The organism is Microbacterium sp. NPDC055988 (genome assembly GCF_042269505.1).
In the GTDB taxonomy this organism is placed as follows: Bacteria; Actinomycetota; Actinomycetes; order Actinomycetales; family Microbacteriaceae; genus Microbacterium.
In genome coordinates this window covers 3,405,820-3,421,537 of sequence record NZ_JBHJXY010000001.1, presented here as the reverse complement: position 1 = coordinate 3,421,537, position 15,718 = coordinate 3,405,820, and the positions used below count along the sequence as shown (strand labels likewise).

The 15,718-nt window shown below is 67.9% G+C and carries 14 protein-coding genes; all 14 read left to right on the top strand.

Annotation, left to right across the window (positions count from 1 at the left end):
- Positions 1–63 precede the first annotated feature (63 nt).
- The 14 genes from ACFC14_RS16435 to tpiA all read left to right on the top strand — a co-directional run bounded on the left by ACFC14_RS16435 (position 64) and on the right by tpiA (position 15,642).
- Complete coding sequence (locus tag ACFC14_RS16435) at positions 64–819, top strand: DUF4129 domain-containing protein (protein ID WP_376106724.1); 756 nt, start codon at positions 64–66, stop codon at positions 817–819.
- Positions 816–1,340 (top strand): hypothetical protein, encoded by a 525-nt coding sequence (locus ACFC14_RS16430; protein WP_376106721.1) that lies wholly within the window; start codon positions 816–818, stop codon positions 1,338–1,340. The genes ACFC14_RS16435 and ACFC14_RS16430 overlap by 4 nt, the downstream gene beginning before the upstream one ends.
- Entirely contained in the window at positions 1,327–2,298 is a 972-nt protein-coding gene (locus ACFC14_RS16425) for an AAA family ATPase (RefSeq protein WP_376106718.1), read from the top strand. The genes ACFC14_RS16430 and ACFC14_RS16425 overlap by 14 nt, the downstream gene beginning before the upstream one ends.
- Entirely contained in the window at positions 2,295–3,608 is a 1,314-nt protein-coding gene (locus ACFC14_RS16420) for a DUF58 domain-containing protein (protein ID WP_376106716.1), read from the top strand. Before ACFC14_RS16425 ends, ACFC14_RS16420 begins: the two co-directional genes overlap by 4 nt.
- Before the next feature lie 44 nt (positions 3,609–3,652).
- A complete protein-coding gene (locus tag ACFC14_RS16415) occupies positions 3,653–4,189 on the top strand; it encodes a hypothetical protein (RefSeq protein ID WP_376106713.1) in 537 nt (178 codons plus the stop codon).
- A gap of 9 nt (positions 4,190–4,198) precedes the next feature.
- Positions 4,199–7,087, top strand: a complete 2,889-nt coding sequence (gene uvrA / locus ACFC14_RS16410) for an excinuclease ABC subunit UvrA (protein WP_376106710.1) — start codon at positions 4,199–4,201, stop codon at positions 7,085–7,087.
- Positions 7,087–8,991 (top strand): excinuclease ABC subunit UvrC, encoded by a 1,905-nt coding sequence (uvrC, locus tag ACFC14_RS16405; RefSeq protein ID WP_376106708.1) that lies wholly within the window; start codon positions 7,087–7,089, stop codon positions 8,989–8,991. Before uvrA ends, uvrC begins: the two co-directional genes overlap by 1 nt.
- 34 nt (positions 8,992–9,025) lie before the next feature.
- Positions 9,026–9,898, top strand: coding sequence for an RNase adapter RapZ (gene rapZ, locus ACFC14_RS16400; protein WP_376106705.1), 873 nt, complete (start codon positions 9,026–9,028; stop codon positions 9,896–9,898).
- 67 nt (positions 9,899–9,965) lie between these two features.
- Positions 9,966–10,943: a DNA-binding protein WhiA gene (gene whiA / locus ACFC14_RS16395; RefSeq protein ID WP_017202788.1), complete on the top strand. Its 978-nt coding sequence runs from the start codon at positions 9,966–9,968 to the stop codon at positions 10,941–10,943.
- A 12-nt stretch (positions 10,944–10,955) separates the two neighbouring features.
- Positions 10,956–11,726 (top strand): hypothetical protein, encoded by a 771-nt coding sequence (locus ACFC14_RS16390; RefSeq protein ID WP_376106702.1) that lies wholly within the window; start codon positions 10,956–10,958, stop codon positions 11,724–11,726.
- A 156-nt stretch (positions 11,727–11,882) separates the two neighbouring features.
- Positions 11,883–12,509 (top strand): superoxide dismutase, encoded by a 627-nt coding sequence (locus tag ACFC14_RS16385; RefSeq protein WP_029261619.1) that lies wholly within the window; start codon positions 11,883–11,885, stop codon positions 12,507–12,509.
- 115 nt (positions 12,510–12,624) lie between these two features.
- Positions 12,625–13,635 (top strand): type I glyceraldehyde-3-phosphate dehydrogenase, encoded by a 1,011-nt coding sequence (gene gap / locus ACFC14_RS16380; protein ID WP_136042132.1) that lies wholly within the window; start codon positions 12,625–12,627, stop codon positions 13,633–13,635.
- 10 nt (positions 13,636–13,645) lie between these two features.
- Positions 13,646–14,860 carry a phosphoglycerate kinase gene (locus tag ACFC14_RS16375; protein WP_376106697.1) on the top strand — a complete coding sequence of 405 codons (1,215 nt, stop codon included), beginning with the start codon at positions 13,646–13,648 and terminating at the stop codon, positions 14,858–14,860.
- Positions 14,851–15,642, top strand: coding sequence for a triose-phosphate isomerase (gene tpiA, locus ACFC14_RS16370; protein WP_136042130.1), 792 nt, complete (start codon positions 14,851–14,853; stop codon positions 15,640–15,642). Before ACFC14_RS16375 ends, tpiA begins: the two co-directional genes overlap by 10 nt.
- Positions 15,643–15,718 lie beyond the last annotated feature (76 nt).

The following is a 15,718-nucleotide window of genomic DNA, read 5'->3' as shown; positions in this document are numbered from 1 at the left end:
CGATCCCGGCCGCTGAGCGCGCCAGGGAGCGACTCGCCGGGATCTCCGTCCTATGGTGGAGTCATGTCGCGCCACGAATCCCCGGTTTCCGGGGATCGGCGCGTCGGCGGCTCTCGCGCAGTCCGTGTTCTGCTGCCGCTCGTCATCCTTGCCGGTCTGTTCACGATCCTGATGTTCGTCGCCGCGCACCAGGGTCTTCCGCGATTCCGCCCGCTACCGGGCAACGGTGCGGACCCGGTCGACGGGGTGACCGGCGAACCCGCACCCGGTGCGACGCCGCCCGTGCCCATCCAGGAGCCCGAGGATTCTCCGCTGCGTGACGTCATCGGCGCGATCATGGCGACCCTCGTCGCGATCGCGGTCCTGACGCTGCTGTTCTTCGGCGCGAGGATGCTGATCCGCCACCTGCGTGGTCTCTGGCGGGATCGACCGTTCGCACAGCGCGACGGCGCCGACATCGATGCATCGGCCATCGGCGCCACCGAGGTGGAAGCCGAGCCGGACACGACGACCATCCGACGAGGGATTGATCAAGCGCTGCGGGCGATCGACCTCGACCCGGAACCGGGAGACAGCATCGTCGCGGCCTGGGTCGGCCTGGAGGAATCGGCGGCGGATGCCGGTGCCGGTCGCGCGCCCAACGAGACGCCGTCCGAGTTCACCGTCCGGATCCTCGGACGGCGAGAGGGCATCGCCGCCGAAGTCATCACGCTGCTCGGACTGTACGAGCAGGTCCGTTTCGGCGGTCTCGTCGCAGGCGAACACGACCGCGCCACGGCAGCGTCCTGTCTGCGCGGCATCCAGGCGGGGTGGCGATGACGGGGCGGCTCATCCTCGTCGGGATCGGGGTAGTGGTCGCGGCAGTGGTCCTCGTGCTGCTCGTCGTGATCGGCGCGCCGGTGATGTTCGCCGTCTCCTGGCTGCTGCTCGTCCTGACGACCGCGCTCGTGAGTCGCCAGGTCTTCTTCGAAGAGGGTTCCATCTGGCCTCCGGAGCGGCGCCGACGCGCAGAGCGCGGCTCCGAGGTGTCGCGTCTCGCCTGGTCGATCAACTCGCGCACGGGCCTCGCCGGGCATGTGGTCGTTCGTCGAGTGCAGAACGTGCTGCGGCGCCGACTGGCACTCCGGGGTCTCGACCTCGACGATCCCTCCCACTACGCGATGATCGACGCACTTCTCGGGCGGGGCGTGCGTGACGCGCTGCACAAGCGCGAGGTTCACGCCGCCGATCTCGAACAGGTCCTCGATGCGGTCGAGCGCATCGCCGACGACTCCGCCGCGAACACAGAGCCGAAGACCGCCGCGAGGCCGGAACAGAGGAGAACCGATGAACACGGATGAGATCACACGGATCGCCGCTCTCGGCCGCCGCGTGCGGGAGAGCGTCGGCACCGCCGTCGTCGGAATGGACGAGCCCCTGACGATCGCCCTGGCCGCGATCTTCGCCGGAGGCCACGTGCTGTTCGAAGATGTCCCTGGGCTCGGCAAGACACTCGCCGCGCGGAGCCTGGCCTCCGCGCTGGGCCTGGACTTCCGCCGATTGCAGTGCACGCCGGACATGCTCCCCGGAGATGTCACCGGGTCGTACGTCTATGCTCCGGCGACGGGCGAGTTCCAATTCCGGCCCGGGCCCATCTTCACCGGGCTGCTGCTGGCGGACGAGATCAACCGCACCACCCCCAAGACGCAGTCGGCGATGCTCGAGGCGATGGCCGAGCATCAGGTCACCGTCGAGGGGAACAGCTTCCCGCTGCCCCGGCCGTTCCACGTCATCGCCACGTCGAATCCGATCGAGTACGAGGGAACGTACGCGCTTCCCGAGGCTCAGCTCGACCGCTTCATGGTACGGCTCTCGATCGGCTACCCCGCGGAAGCCGACGAAACCCGCATCATCCTGGACCGCGTGCGACGGCAGTCGCCGGATGTATCCATCGAGCCGGTCGTCGACGCCGAAGGCCTGCTGGCGATCCAACGAGCGGTGGAGCGGATCCACGTCGACGAGGACGTCGCCCGCTACTGCGTCGAGCTGGTCCGCGGCACGCGCGAGGCGACGAATGTGTCGGTGGGCGCCTCTCCACGCGGTTCGCAGTCGCTGGTGCTGCTCGGACGCGCTCTCGCTGCGCTGGAGGGACGGGCGTATGTGCGACCGGACGACATCAAACGCATCGCGGAGCCCGTGCTGGCGCATCGCCTCACCCTCACTCCGCAAGCCTGGGCGCAGGGCGTGGATCCCCGTTCGGTGGTCGCGTCGGTCGTCGCCAAGACCTCGGTGCCGCCGACAGTCTCCGCGGTGCGATGACCGATCCGATCCGCGTCACCGAGCGCGCGACGCTCCCGTGGCGGCGGACACCCGTCGTCGCGATCGGCCTGTCCGGAGCCGCGCTGCTCGTCGCCGTCGGGCTCGCTTTCTCGCGGCCGGATGTGGTCGGCATCGGACTTCCACTCGCGCTGACGACGGCGTGGATGCTGATACGCCGGCCCGCCACGGCGGAGCTGCGGGTGGAAGTACGTGCGCAGCTCGGTGAGGACGGGGAGCGATCGGAGGCTTGCGCCGAGGTCGACGTCCACGTCGACGCTGACTGGGTACAGCTCGCGGTCGAACAGGACAGTGGACCCCAGCGACTCGCTGACGTCGTGGCGGGGCCCTCGGTCCTCACTGCGCGGACGCGCCTGCAGCACTCGGGCCCGCTGGACCTGCTGAGCATGACCGCTCGGTGCGTGGCGCAGGACGGCGCATGGATCACCGATGAGGCTCCGCGCGTGGGGATCCGGTGGAAGACGCCGCCCCGGGTTCGTCGTCTCGGGCGGTTGCCGGTGGCACCGCGGCTCTCAGGCCTTCACGGCGCACACGAGGGGGCGCGGCCGGGACAGGGCGGCGACTTCCGCGACATCCATCCGTTCGCGCCGGGCGACGAACTGCGCCGCGTCGACTGGCGTGCCACCGCCCGGGCCGCCCGGCGGCCCGGTGAGCTCCTCGTGCGCCGCAACAACACTCTGAGCGACTCGTCGGTCGTCATCGCCATCGACACCGCAGAGGATCTCGGTGCGGTCGTGGCGGGCTGGGGTGCCGACGCCCCCGACCGGTCCGGTGCGACCTCGTTGGATCTCGCCCGCGAAGCGGCGCTGTCGATCGCAGCCTCGGCCATCGGTGAGGGGGACAGGGTCGCCTACCACGCGCTGTCGAGCGGGGGCCGGAGCATTCCTTCCGGGGGAGGAGCACGACACCTCGCCAGGCTGCGCGATGTCATCGCCGCGACCGGGCCGAGCACCGACGGCTCGGCATATCGCCGTTCGCCCGTCGTCCCCTCGGGGTCCATCGTGTTCGTGCTGTCGACCTTCTTCGACGGGGTGGCCGCTCAGCTGGCCACGAGATGGCGCTCCGCCGGCCACGCGGTCGTCGCGGTGGACGTGCTCCCGACGCCGGACGAGTCGCGGCTCACTCGGGAGCAGCGCATCGCGTTGCGCACCGTCCTCGCGGAACGGACCGACATCCTGACCGAGCTGCGCCATACGGGCATCGAGGTGGTGCCGTGGGCGGCGCCCGACGTCGACGCCGAGATGCGACTGACGGCGCTTCGCCAGCAGCGGATGAGGGCCGTGCGCCGATGAGTGCCGCGGTCCGCCGAATCCGGGTACCGGGTGCCGTACCGGGGATGACGATACGGCTGCTCGTCGTCGGCGTCGTGTGGGTCGGCGCGGTGACGCTGATCCCGTTCCCTCTCTGGCAGGGGATCGCGGTGGTCGCGGCCGTGGTCTCCGCCGTCATCCCTCCCACGCTCGCGGCGTGGGCCGCTGCGGCTTGCCTCCCGTTCGGGGTGATCCTCACGGAGCCGTCTCCGGGCCGGACGGCTCTCGCGCTCCTGCTCGTGCACGCCGTCCACGTCCTCGCCTCGATCAGCCTGGTCGTGCCGATGAGATCGCGCCTCGCGCTGCGGGTGCTCCGACCGACTCTTCTGCGCTTCGTCGTCGTGCAGCTCCTGTCGCAGCCGTTGGTGTTCGCGATGTGGTTGCTCGCTCCGCGCGGGGTCGACGACGGAACAGCGTGGTTCGCTCCGATCGCCGCTGCCGTCCTCGTCGCAGGAGTGCTGCTCGCACTGTGGGCTGCGAGACGGGCGGATGCCGAACCGACGCGAACGGACCCAGAGGGAGCAGAACCGGGAGTCGGAGCCGATGTCCGTGGTCCCTCGTAGACTTGTTCGGTGCCCATCGTCCCCGTTGCTTCCCCAGGAAAACTCAGTGTCCGCGGTGCCCGCGTCCACAATCTCAAGAACGTCGACATCGACATCCCGCGCGACTCACTGGTCGTGTTCACCGGCCTGTCCGGGTCGGGCAAGTCGAGTCTCGCGTTCGACACGATCTTCGCCGAAGGGCAGCGTCGCTACGTCGAATCGCTGAGCGCGTACGCGCGCCAGTTCCTCGGTCAGGTCGACCGGCCCGACGTCGACTTCATCGAGGGACTCAGCCCAGCCGTCTCCATCGACCAGAAGTCGACCAACCGCAACCCGCGGTCGACCGTCGGCACCATCACCGAGATCTACGACTACATGCGTCTGCTCTGGGCGCGCATCGGCATCCCGCACTGCCCCGAGTGCGGTGAGCGCATCCAGCGTCAGACCGTGCAGCAGATCGCCGATCAGCTCATGGAGCTTCCGGAGCGCACGCGCTACCAGGTGGTCGCGCCCATCGTCTCCCAGAAGAAGGGCGAGTTCGTCGACCTGTTCCGCGAACTCGGCGCGAAGGGCTATTCGCGTGCCATCGTCGACGGCGAGCTCGTCCAACTCGCCGAGCCGCCGACGCTCAAGAAGAGCTACAAGCACGACATCGCGGTGGTCGTCGACCGGCTCGTTGCGTCTGATGACATCCTCGGCCGCGTGACCGATTCGGTCGAGACGGCGCTCGGGCTCGCCGGCGGAGTGGTGCAGATCAACTACGTCGACGGCGAAGGCGACGACGCATGGCAGACGTTCTCCGAGAAGCTGGCCTGCCCGAACGGGCATGCTCTCACGCTCACCGAGATCGAACCGCGCACGTTCTCGTTCAACGCGCCGTTCGGTGCATGCCCGGCGTGCTCCGGGCTCGGCACCCGCATGTCGGTCGACGTCGACCTGATGCTGGGGGACGAAGACCTCTCGATCCGCGAGGGGGTCATCATCCCCTGGACCACCCAGGGCAAGGGGCTGTTCCAGTACTACGAGCGCCTGCTCGAGGGGCTCTCCCGTGATCTGGACTTCTCGCTGGACACCCCGTGGCGCAAGCTGCACTCCGAGGTGCAGAACGCGATCCTGCGCGGCGAGAACTACAAGGTGACCGTCAAGTGGAAGAACCGCTACGGGCGCGAGATGCGCTACGCGTCGGGGTTCGAGGGCGTGGTGCCCTACATCGAGAGGCAGTACCTCCAGGCCGAGTCCGACAACCAGCGCAGCCGGTGGGGCGAGTACCTCCGCGAGGTGCCGTGCCCGGTCTGCGACGGCAATCGCCTCAAGCCCGAGGTGCTGGCTGTGCAGGTGCACGGCCACTCCATCGCCGAGGTCTCGCACCTCAGCCTCGCCGACGCCCGCGCGTTCATGGAGACGCTCACCCTCACCGATCGTGAAGCGAAGATCGCCGCCCAGGTGCTGCGCGAGATCCGTCTGCGGCTCGACTTCCTGCTGCAGGTCGGGCTCTCCTACCTCAACCTCAGCCGCTCCGCGGGTTCCCTTTCCGGTGGAGAGGCTCAGCGCATCCGCCTGGCCACGCAGATCGGCTCCGGTCTGACCGGCGTCCTCTACGTGCTCGACGAGCCGTCGATCGGACTCCACCAGCGCGACAACCGACGCCTCATCGAGACGCTGCTCACGCTGCGCGACCTCGGCAACACGCTGATCGTCGTCGAGCACGACGAAGAGACCATCGAAGCGGCCGACTGGGTGGTCGACATCGGCCCGGGCGCCGGCGTCAACGGCGGCGAGGTCGTGCATTCGGGGCCGTATTCGGCTCTGCTCGACGACAGCGACTCGATGACGGGGGAGTACCTCTCCGGTCGCCGCGAGATCCCCATGCCGACCAAGCGCCGCAAGATCGACAAGAAGCGGATGCTGAGCGTGGTCGGGGCTCGGGCCAACAACCTCCGCAATGTCACGGCCGACTTCCCCCTGGGTGTGCTCACCGCCGTCACCGGGGTCAGCGGCTCCGGCAAGTCCTCGCTCGTGAACGACATCCTGTACCAGGTGCTCGCGTCGCGGTTGAACGGCGCTCGCACGGTCCCCGGCAAGCACACGCGCGTCACCGGACTCGACAACCTCGACAAGGTCGTGCACGTCGACCAGGCGCCGATCGGCCGCACCCCGCGCTCGAACCCCGCCACGTACACGGGGGTGTTCGATCGCATCCGCACACTCTTCAGCGAGACACCGGAGGCGAAGGTCCGCGGCTATCAGCCCGGTCGCTTCAGCTTCAACGTCAAGGGTGGCCGCTGCGAGGCGTGCTCCGGCGACGGCACGATCAAGATCGAGATGAACTTCCTGCCCGATGTGTACGTCGACTGCGAGGTCTGCCACGGCAAGCGGTACAACCGCGACACCCTCGCCGTGCACTACAAGGGCAAGAACATCGCCGAGGTGCTCGAGATGCCGATCGAGGAGGCCGCGGAGTTCTTCGAGCCGATCCAGGCGATCCACCGCTACATGAAGACGCTCGTCGACGTCGGGCTGGGCTACGTCCGACTCGGACAGTCGGCCACGACGCTCTCGGGCGGAGAGGCGCAGCGCGTCAAGCTCGCCACCGAACTCCAGCGGCGCAGCAACGGACGCAGCATCTACGTGCTCGACGAGCCGACCACGGGTCTGCACTTCGAAGACGTGCGGAAGCTCCTCGAGGTTCTGAACGGACTGGTCGACAAGGGCAACACCGTGATCGTCATCGAGCACAACCTCGATGTGATCAAGTCGGCCGACTGGGTGATCGATCTCGGCCCCGAGGGCGGTTCCGGCGGTGGCCAGATCGTCGCCACGGGCACCCCGGAACAGATCGCACGCGTCGAGGCGAGCCACACCGGGCTGTTCCTCGGCGAGATCCTGGGTGAGGGGCGCTCCGCGCGGAAGGCCAGCTGATGGCCGACGTGCTGCCGTACAAGCCGCGGACGGGGGAGATCCCGACCGATCCCGGCGTGTATCGCTTCCGTGATGCTTCCGGCCGGGTGCTTTATGTCGGCAAGGCGAAGAACCTGCGTCAACGGTTGTCGAACTACTTCGCCCCGCTGCGCACGCTCCACGAGCGCACTCGGCGAATGGTCACGACGGCGGCGTCCGTCGAGTGGACGGTCGTCCCGACCGACGTCGACTCGCTGCAGCTGGAGTACATGTGGATCAAGGAGTTCGATCCGCCGTTCAACGTGCGCTACAAGGACGACAAGTCGTACCCCTTCATGGCGGTGACGCTCGCCGATGAAGCGCCCAGGGTGATCGTCACGCGCAATCGCAAGATCCCCGGTGCGCGGTACTTCGGCCCGTTCCCGAAGGTGTGGGCGGTGCACGAGACGATCGATCTGATGATCAAGGCGTTCCCGATCCGCACCTGCAGCGACTCCAGCTACAAGCGCGCGATGCAGACCGGAAGACCCTGTTTCCCCGGGCAGATCGGCAAGTGCGGGGGCCCGTGCTCGATGACGGTGAGCATCGAGGAGCACCGCGCCATGGTCGATGACTTCGTGGCGTTCATGGCCGGCGGTGACGAGCGTTTCACCCGGGAACTCACCAAACGGATGCTGGCAGCTTCGGCGGCGATGGACTACGAGGCGGCGGCGAAATATCGTGACAAGCTCTCGGCGATCGAAGCGGTGCTGGGCAAGAGCGCACTCGTGCTTCCGTCCGACGAGGACGCCGACCTCTTCGGCATCGCCGAGGACGAGTTGGCCGCCGCGGTGCAGCACTTCGTGATCCGCGGTGGCAGGGTCCGCGGTGTGCGTGCGCTCACCATCGAGAAGGAGATCGACATCTCCAGCGGTGATCTCGTCGAACAGGTGCTGCAGCAGGCGTACGGCGAGGCGCAGGACGTCCCTCGCCGCATCCTCGTCCCGACCCTGCCCGACGATGCTGCCGAACTCGAGGTGTGGCTGCGCGAACGTCGCGGAAAGAAGGTCGAGATCGCGGTCGCGCAGCGTGGCCAGCGGGCCGACCTCATGCGCACGGCGACGTTGAATGCGCAGCAGGCGCTGATCCGGTACAAGACCCGGCGCACGAGCGATTATGTCGCCCGCACGCAGGCGCTCACCGACCTGCAGGAAGCCCTGGGGATGTCCGAGGCCCCTCTGCGCATCGAGTGCTTCGACATCTCGCACCTCGGCGGAACGAACGTCGTGGCATCGATGGTCGTGTTCGAAGACGGCCTTCCTCGCAAGGACCAGTACCGGTCGTTCAACATCGCCGAGACGACGGATGACACCGACTCGATGTACCAGGTGCTGCGTCGTCGACTCGCCTACCTGGATCGTCCCGAGGAACCGGAGGTCATCGATCCGACGACCGACGGTGTCGTGGCGGAAGACGTGGGCGAGGTCACTGCACGACGGAAGCCGCGATTCGCGTACCCGCCGCAGCTCCTGCTCGTCGACGGAGGGCAACCGCAGGTGGAAGCGGCGGCCCGTGCGCTCCGCGACGCCGGTCACACCGAGATCGCGGTGTGCGGCATCGCGAAGCGGCTGGAAGAGGTCTGGCTCCCCGGCGACGACTTCCCGGTGATCCTGCCGCGCACGAGCGAGGCCCTCTATCTGCTGCAGCGTCTTCGTGATGAGGCGCATCGATTCGCGATCACGCACCAGCGCAAGCGACGCCGCAACGACATCTCCTCCGTGCTCGCCGAGGTCCCAGGGCTCGGCGCCTCCCGCATCAAGGTCCTGCTCAAGCACTTCGGCTCGGTGACGGCGCTCCGTGCGGCCGAACCGGGGCAGATCGAAGAGGTACAGGGAATCGGACCGGTGCTCGCGCAGAACATTCATTCGCACCTGTCCACTCGCTAGGCTGGAGGCCGAGGGGGAGAGGGAGCACTGAGCAATGTCTGACGAGGAAAAGGGCGAATTCCTCATCGTCACAGGAATGTCCGGCGCGGGCCGGACGACGGTGGCGAATGCGCTCGAGGATCTCGGCTGGTATGTCGTCGACAACCTGCCGCCACAGATTCTCCGGCCGCTGCTGGAGCTGACCGATATGGGAGGCAATGCCCTCCCGAAGGTCGCTGCCGTGGTCGATGTCCGTGGACGCAACCTCTTCGACGACTTCCCCGGCGTCGCGCGCGCTCTCCGCTCCCGCGGGTCCGTCCGCGTGCTGTTCCTCGATGCGTCCGACGACGTGCTCGTGCGGCGCTTCGAGTCCGTTCGTCGCCCGCATCCGCTCCAGGGGGAAGGGACGCTGCTCGACGGCATCCGTATCGAGCGCACCAGGCTCGCGCCCATCCGCGAGGCTGCCGACCTGGTCATCGACACCTCGACGCTCAACATCCATCAACTGGCGACGCAGGTCTCCGACATCTTCTCCGAGGAGGGCGAGGCACGTCACCGGGTGACGCTCCTCAGCTTCGGTTTCAAGTACGGTCTGCCGACAGACGTCGACATCGTCGCCGACATGCGGTTTCTTCCCAACCCGTTCTGGAACGAAGATCTCCGCGGCTTGACCGGGCAAGACGAGACGGTCCGAGAGTACGTTCTCTCCCGCCCGGGGGCGATGGAGTTCCTGGATGCCTACTCGACCGCGCTCGTCCCGGTCCTCGAGGGCTACCAGCGGGAGAACAAGAGCCATTCCACGATCGCGATCGGCTGCACGGGCGGAAAGCACCGTTCGGTTGCGATGTCGGAGGAGCTGGCACGCCGACTCTCCGCGATTCCGGGCGTCGCGGTCAGCGTCCGCCACCGCGATCTCGGCCGAGAATAGGGGCCCGCCCGGCCGAGTAAGCTGGACGTTTGCGCCGCGACCCGGCGCGTGAACGTGAAGGAGTGTCGTGGCACTAACCACCGACGTCAAGGCCGAGCTGGTCAGCATCCGCAATGCACCCCCGACGGTGCGAGTTGCGGAGGTCACCGCGATCCTCCGGTTCGCCGGTGGTCTGCATTCGATCGCCGGCCGTGTGGCCGTGGAGGCCGAGGTGGATGCCGAGACGCTCGCGCGCCGCGTCGCGCGTGACCTCGCCGAGATCTACGGCGTGCGCCCCGAGATCGCGCAGGTGCAGTCGAGCACCGCGAACGACGGTGCCCGGTGGGCCGTGCGGGTGATCGCGCAGGGCGAGACGCTCGCCCGTCAGACGGGGCTCCTCGACCAGCGGCGGCGCCCCGTGCGCGGGTTGCCGAACCGTCTCACGACCGGCTCCCGGGCCGAGGTCGCCGGTCTGTGGCGAGGTGCGTTCCTCGCCGCCGGCACCCTGAGCGAGCCGGGCCGCTCGGCGATGCTCGAGGTCGTCTGCCCGTCGTCCGAGGCCGCGATGGCGCTCGTCGGTGCGGCGCACCGGCTCGGCGTGGCCGCCAAGGCGCGCGAGGTGCGCGGCATGCCGCGCGTCGTCGTGCGTGAGGGAGAGGCGATCCGCACCATCCTCAACGAGATGGGCGCGCAGAAGACCGCCATCGCGTGGGAGGAACTCCGTCAGCGCCGCGAGGTCCGAGCGGGGGTCAACCGCCTCGTGAACTTCGACGACGCCAACCTGCGCCGCTCGGCACAGGCCGCGGTCGCCGCCTGTGCTCGCGTCGAGCGCGCACTCGAGATCCTGGCCGATGAGGTGCCCGATCACCTCAAGGTCGCGGGAGAGCTGCGTCTTGCGCACCGGGACGCCAGCCTCGACGAGCTGGGCCACCACGCCGACCCGCCGCTGACGAAGGATGCCGTCGCCGGACGCATTCGCCGCCTGCTGGCGATGGCCGACAAGCGCGCCCAGCAGGAGGGCATCCCGGGGACCGAAGCCGCGGTCCCTGTCGGGCTCGACGTCTGAGAGAATCCCCGCATGAGTGTCTTCCACTGGCGCGGAGCAGACTTCGGTGCGACGACGGTGGAAACGCCTTTCGCTGAGGCGATCCGCGAGGCGATCACCCACCTCGGCGTCGCCCCGACGATCACCGAGGGGCCTCTCGTGCGCTGGTACGACGGTGAGCGGCAGGTCTCCGTCCGTCCATCGAGCAGCGGCGGCGCCCAGATCCTCGTCGCGGATGCGGATGCCGCCGCCGCCGAGGAGTACCGGAACTTCGAGTCGCTACCCGACTCCGCGCTTCCCTACCGGTGGCGCGCAGATGACATCGCCTTGCTCCCCGACGGCAGCTATCTGCCGGGGGAGCGGTTCGTCGACGACTTCGAGGCTCTGGCTCCCGTCCTGAGCCGGACGATCGTGACACTCCACGAGGCGACGGCGGCGCTCGGGGAAGGGCGTTCCGAGGCGCAGCTGCACCTCTGGTACGCCGACCCCGCGCACGACGCCCTCGCCAGGGCCGAGCGCTGGGCGGCGCGACGCAAGACCTCGCTGAGCATCGCCTTCAAGGCGGGCACCGGCAACATGCATGTGATGCCGGTGGGAGGAAGGGCGCTTGCGGATCGGATCTCGTTCCCCGCCACGCCCGAGAACGCGGTGACCGCTGCGGCCGCCCTCCTGGAGCAGGTCGCGGTCACGGGTGCCCCGAATCCGGCGGCACTCCGACAGGACTCGCTGATGTACATCGAGCGTCGGAAGCTCGCGCTCAGTCCGTTCGTTCTCGGAATCCCGCACATGGGGCTGAACGCCTGATCCGACCCGGACACCCCGATGCGTCATAAGGCGGAAGGTTCCGGGGCGCACCCGCGTTGTCGTCAGTAGGATGAAAGATGTCCGCTCTACGCCGCACATCGGCGGCGCGGAGGATCGGCAAGCGCCGCGGCGCGGCGCGGATTGGATGAAAGCGATATGGCGACCTACACGCTCCCCGACCTTCCCTATGACTTCGCAGCCCTCGAGCCGCACATCAGCGGCAAGATCATGGAACTGCACCATGACAAGCACCACGCGACGTACGTCGCCGGCGCGAACACCGCGCTCGACCAGCTCGCCGAGGCCCGTGAGAGCGGCAACCTCGCGAACGTCAACAAGCTCGAGAAGGATCTCGCCTTCAACCTCGGCGGTCACGTCAACCACTCGATCTTCTGGACGAACCTGTCGCCGAACGGCGGAGGCCAGCCCGAGGGTGAGCTGAAGGCGGCGATCGACGAGTACTTCGGCTCGTTCGAGAAGTTCCAGGCGCACTTCACGGCAGCGGCGACCGGCATCCAGGGCTCCGGCTGGGCCGTGCTCAGCTGGGACTCGATCGGCTCGCGCCTGATCATCCAGCAGCTGTTCGACCAGCAGTCGAACACGGCGCAGGGCACGATCCCGCTCTTCCAGCTCGACATGTGGGAGCACGCGTTCTACCTCGACTACCTCAACGTCAAGGCCGACTACGTCAAGGCCGCGTGGAACATCGCGAACTGGGAGAACGTCGCTCAGCGCCTCGAGGTCGCCCGCAAGCAGACGAACGGCCTGCTGGTACTGTCGTAATCGGGTCGCGTCCCGACGGGCCCCGGCTCGTCGGGACGCCCTCTCAGCCAAAAAACCCCGCGCTTCACTCATGCTGGAAAGCTGTGTGCAGCGCACGAGAAACAGGGAGACCTGAGTGTCTGTCAAGATCGGTATCAACGGCTTCGGCCGCATCGGACGCAACTACTTCCGCGCGGCTCTCGCGCAGGGAGCGGACCTTGAGATCGTCGCCGTCAACGACCTCACCGACAACAAGACCCTGGCGCACCTGCTGAAGTACGACTCGGTGGGCGGCGTCCTCGACGCCGAGATCAGCTACGACGACGAGAGCATCACCGTCAACGGCAAGAAGATCAAGGCGTTCGCCGAGCGCGACCCCGCAGGTCTCCCGTGGGGCGAGTTGGGCGTCGACATCGTCATCGAGTCGACCGGCTTCTTCACCAAGGCCGAGCTCGCCAAGAAGCACATCGAGGCCGGCGCGAAGAAGGTCCTCATCTCGGCTCCCGGTACCGGCGTCGACGGCACGTTCGTCATGGGCGTGAACGAGGACACGTACAACCCGGAGACGGATCACATCATCTCCAACGCGTCCTGCACCACCAACTGCCTCGCGCCGCTGGCACAGGTCTTCAACGACGCGTTCGGCATCGACCGCGGCTTCATGATGACGGCGCACGCGTACACCGCCGACCAGAACCTGCAGGACGGCCCGCACAGCGACCTCCGTCGTGCACGCGCCGCCGCGATCAACATCACCCCTGCTTCGACCGGTGCCGCGAAGGCCATCGGCGAGGTGCTCCCGGAGCTCCAGGGCAAGCTGAGCGGCTCGTCGTACCGCGTGCCGGTTCCCACCGGCTCGATCGTCGACCTCACCCTGATCACCGACCGCGAGAACCTCACGGTCGACGAGGTCAACGAGGCGTACAAGAAGGCTGCTGCCGAGGGTCGTCTCGCCGGCTTCCTGCAGTACAACGAAGACCCGATCGTCTCGAGCGACATCGTGCACAACCCGCACTCGTCGATCTTCGACTCGACGCTCACCAACGTGAGCGGCAACCTGATCAAGGTCTCGAGCTGGTACGACAACGAGTGGGGCTACTCCAACCGTCTCGTCGACCTGACCGAGTACGTGGCCGAGCGCCTCTAAGCTCAGACACATGACTCTGCGCACCCTGGACACACTGGGGTCGCTCGAGGGCAAGCGCGTCATCGTCCGTTGTGATCTCAACGTCCCCCTGCGGGATGGGATCATCACGGACGATGGCCGTGTCCGCGCCTCGTTGCCGACCCTCAATGCACTCATCAACGCGGGCGCCCGCGTTGTCGTGTGCTCTCACCTCGGGCGGCCGGATGGCGCGCCCGACCCGCAGTACAGCCTGGAGCCGGTGGCTCAGCGGCTGTCGGAGCTGCTCGGTTCTCCGGTCGCGTTCGCACGCGATACGGTCGGCGAGTCGGCGAAGGAAGCCGTGTCGTCCCTCGAGGACGGCGGGGTCGTCGTCATCGAGAACCTGCGGTTCAACGCGGGGGAGACCTCGAAGGACGACGCCACGCGCGCAGCCTTCGCGGCGGAACTCGCAGAACTCGGCGACGTGCTCGTCTCCGACGGATTCGGGGTCGTGCACCGCAAGCAGGCGAGCGTCTACGAACTCGCCGAGCTGCTCCCATCGGCGGCCGGTCTGCTGATCGCAGCAGAGCTCGACGTGCTCGACCGTCTGACCGAGAAGCCTGAGCGTCCGTACGCGGTGGTGCTCGGCGGCTCGAAGGTCAGCGACAAGCTCGGAGTCATCTCGCACCTGCTGCCGCGCGTCGACAAGATCCTCGTCGGCGGCGGAATGCTCTTCACCTTCCTGAAGGCGCAGGGCCACGCCGTGGCCTCCAGCCTGCTGGAAGAGGATCAGCTCGACACGGTCCGCGGTTACATCGCGGAGGCGGCGGAACGCGGCGTGGAGCTCGTGCTCCCCACCGATGTCGTCGTCGCCGCGTCCTTCGGCGCGGACGCCGCGCACGAAGTGGCCGCGGCAGACGCGATCGAGTCGACACCGTTCGGTGCTTCCGGCATCGGACTCGACATCGGTCCGGAGACGGCGGCGCGCTTCGCCGAGGTCATCCGCGAGTCGAAGACCGTGTTCTGGAACGGTCCGATGGGCGTGTTCGAGTTCCCGGCGTTCGCGGCCGGCACCAAGACCGTCGCGCAGGCGCTCACCGAGGTCGACGGCCTCAGCGTCGTCGGGGGCGGCGACTCCGCCGCGGCCGTGCGTCAGCTCGGATTCACCGACGACCAGTTCGGTCACATCTCGACCGGCGGCGGCGCGAGCCTCGAGTTCCTCGAGGGCAAGAAACTACCTGGGCTGGAGGTCCTCGGATGGGCGTGAACTCCCGTACCCCGCTGATCGCGGGAAACTGGAAGATGAATCTCGACCACCTTCAGGCGGTCGCGTTCGTGCAGAAGCTGCACTGGACGTTGAAGGATGCGAAGCACGAGGACGGATCCGTCGAGGTCGCGGTCTTCCCGCCTTTCACCGACATCCGCAGCGTCCAGACGCTCATCGACGCGGACAAGATCCCGTTCGCACTCGGTGCGCAGGACGTCTCGGCTCACGACTCCGGTGCATACACCGGCGAGGTCTCCGGGGCTTTCCTGGCGAAGCTCGACGCGAAGTACGTCATCATCGGTCACTCGGAGCGTCGTGAGTACCACGCCGAGGGCGACGACGTCGTGGCGGCCAAGGTGCAGGCGTCGCTCAAGCACGGCCTCGTGCCGGTGATCTGCGTCGGCGAGACCGCGGGTGATCTGGAGAAGTTCGGTGCCAGCGCCGTTCCGGTGTCGCAGCTCGAGGCCGCGCTTCAGGGCGTCTCACCGAAGGCGGACATCGTCGTGGCGTACGAGCCTGTGTGGGCGATCGGCTCCGGACAGGCCGCGACGCCGCAGCAGGCGCAGGATGTCTGCGCCGCTCTGCGCGCGGTCATCGCGAAGGTTCTCGGAGACGAGGCTGCGGCCCGCACCCGCATCCTGTACGGCGGATCGGTCAAGGCGGCGAACATCGCCAGCTTCATGCGCGAGCCCGATGTGGACGGCGCACTCGTCGGCGGGGCGAGCCTCGTCGTGGACGAGTTCGCAGCGATCATCCGCTTCGAGAAGCACGTCGGCGTGTGAGTGCAGCGGGGCTGCGGCCCCGCTGCACCGTATACTTGACCGTTACGGGGGCGTTCCGGCCCCAGCGAAAGGCTCT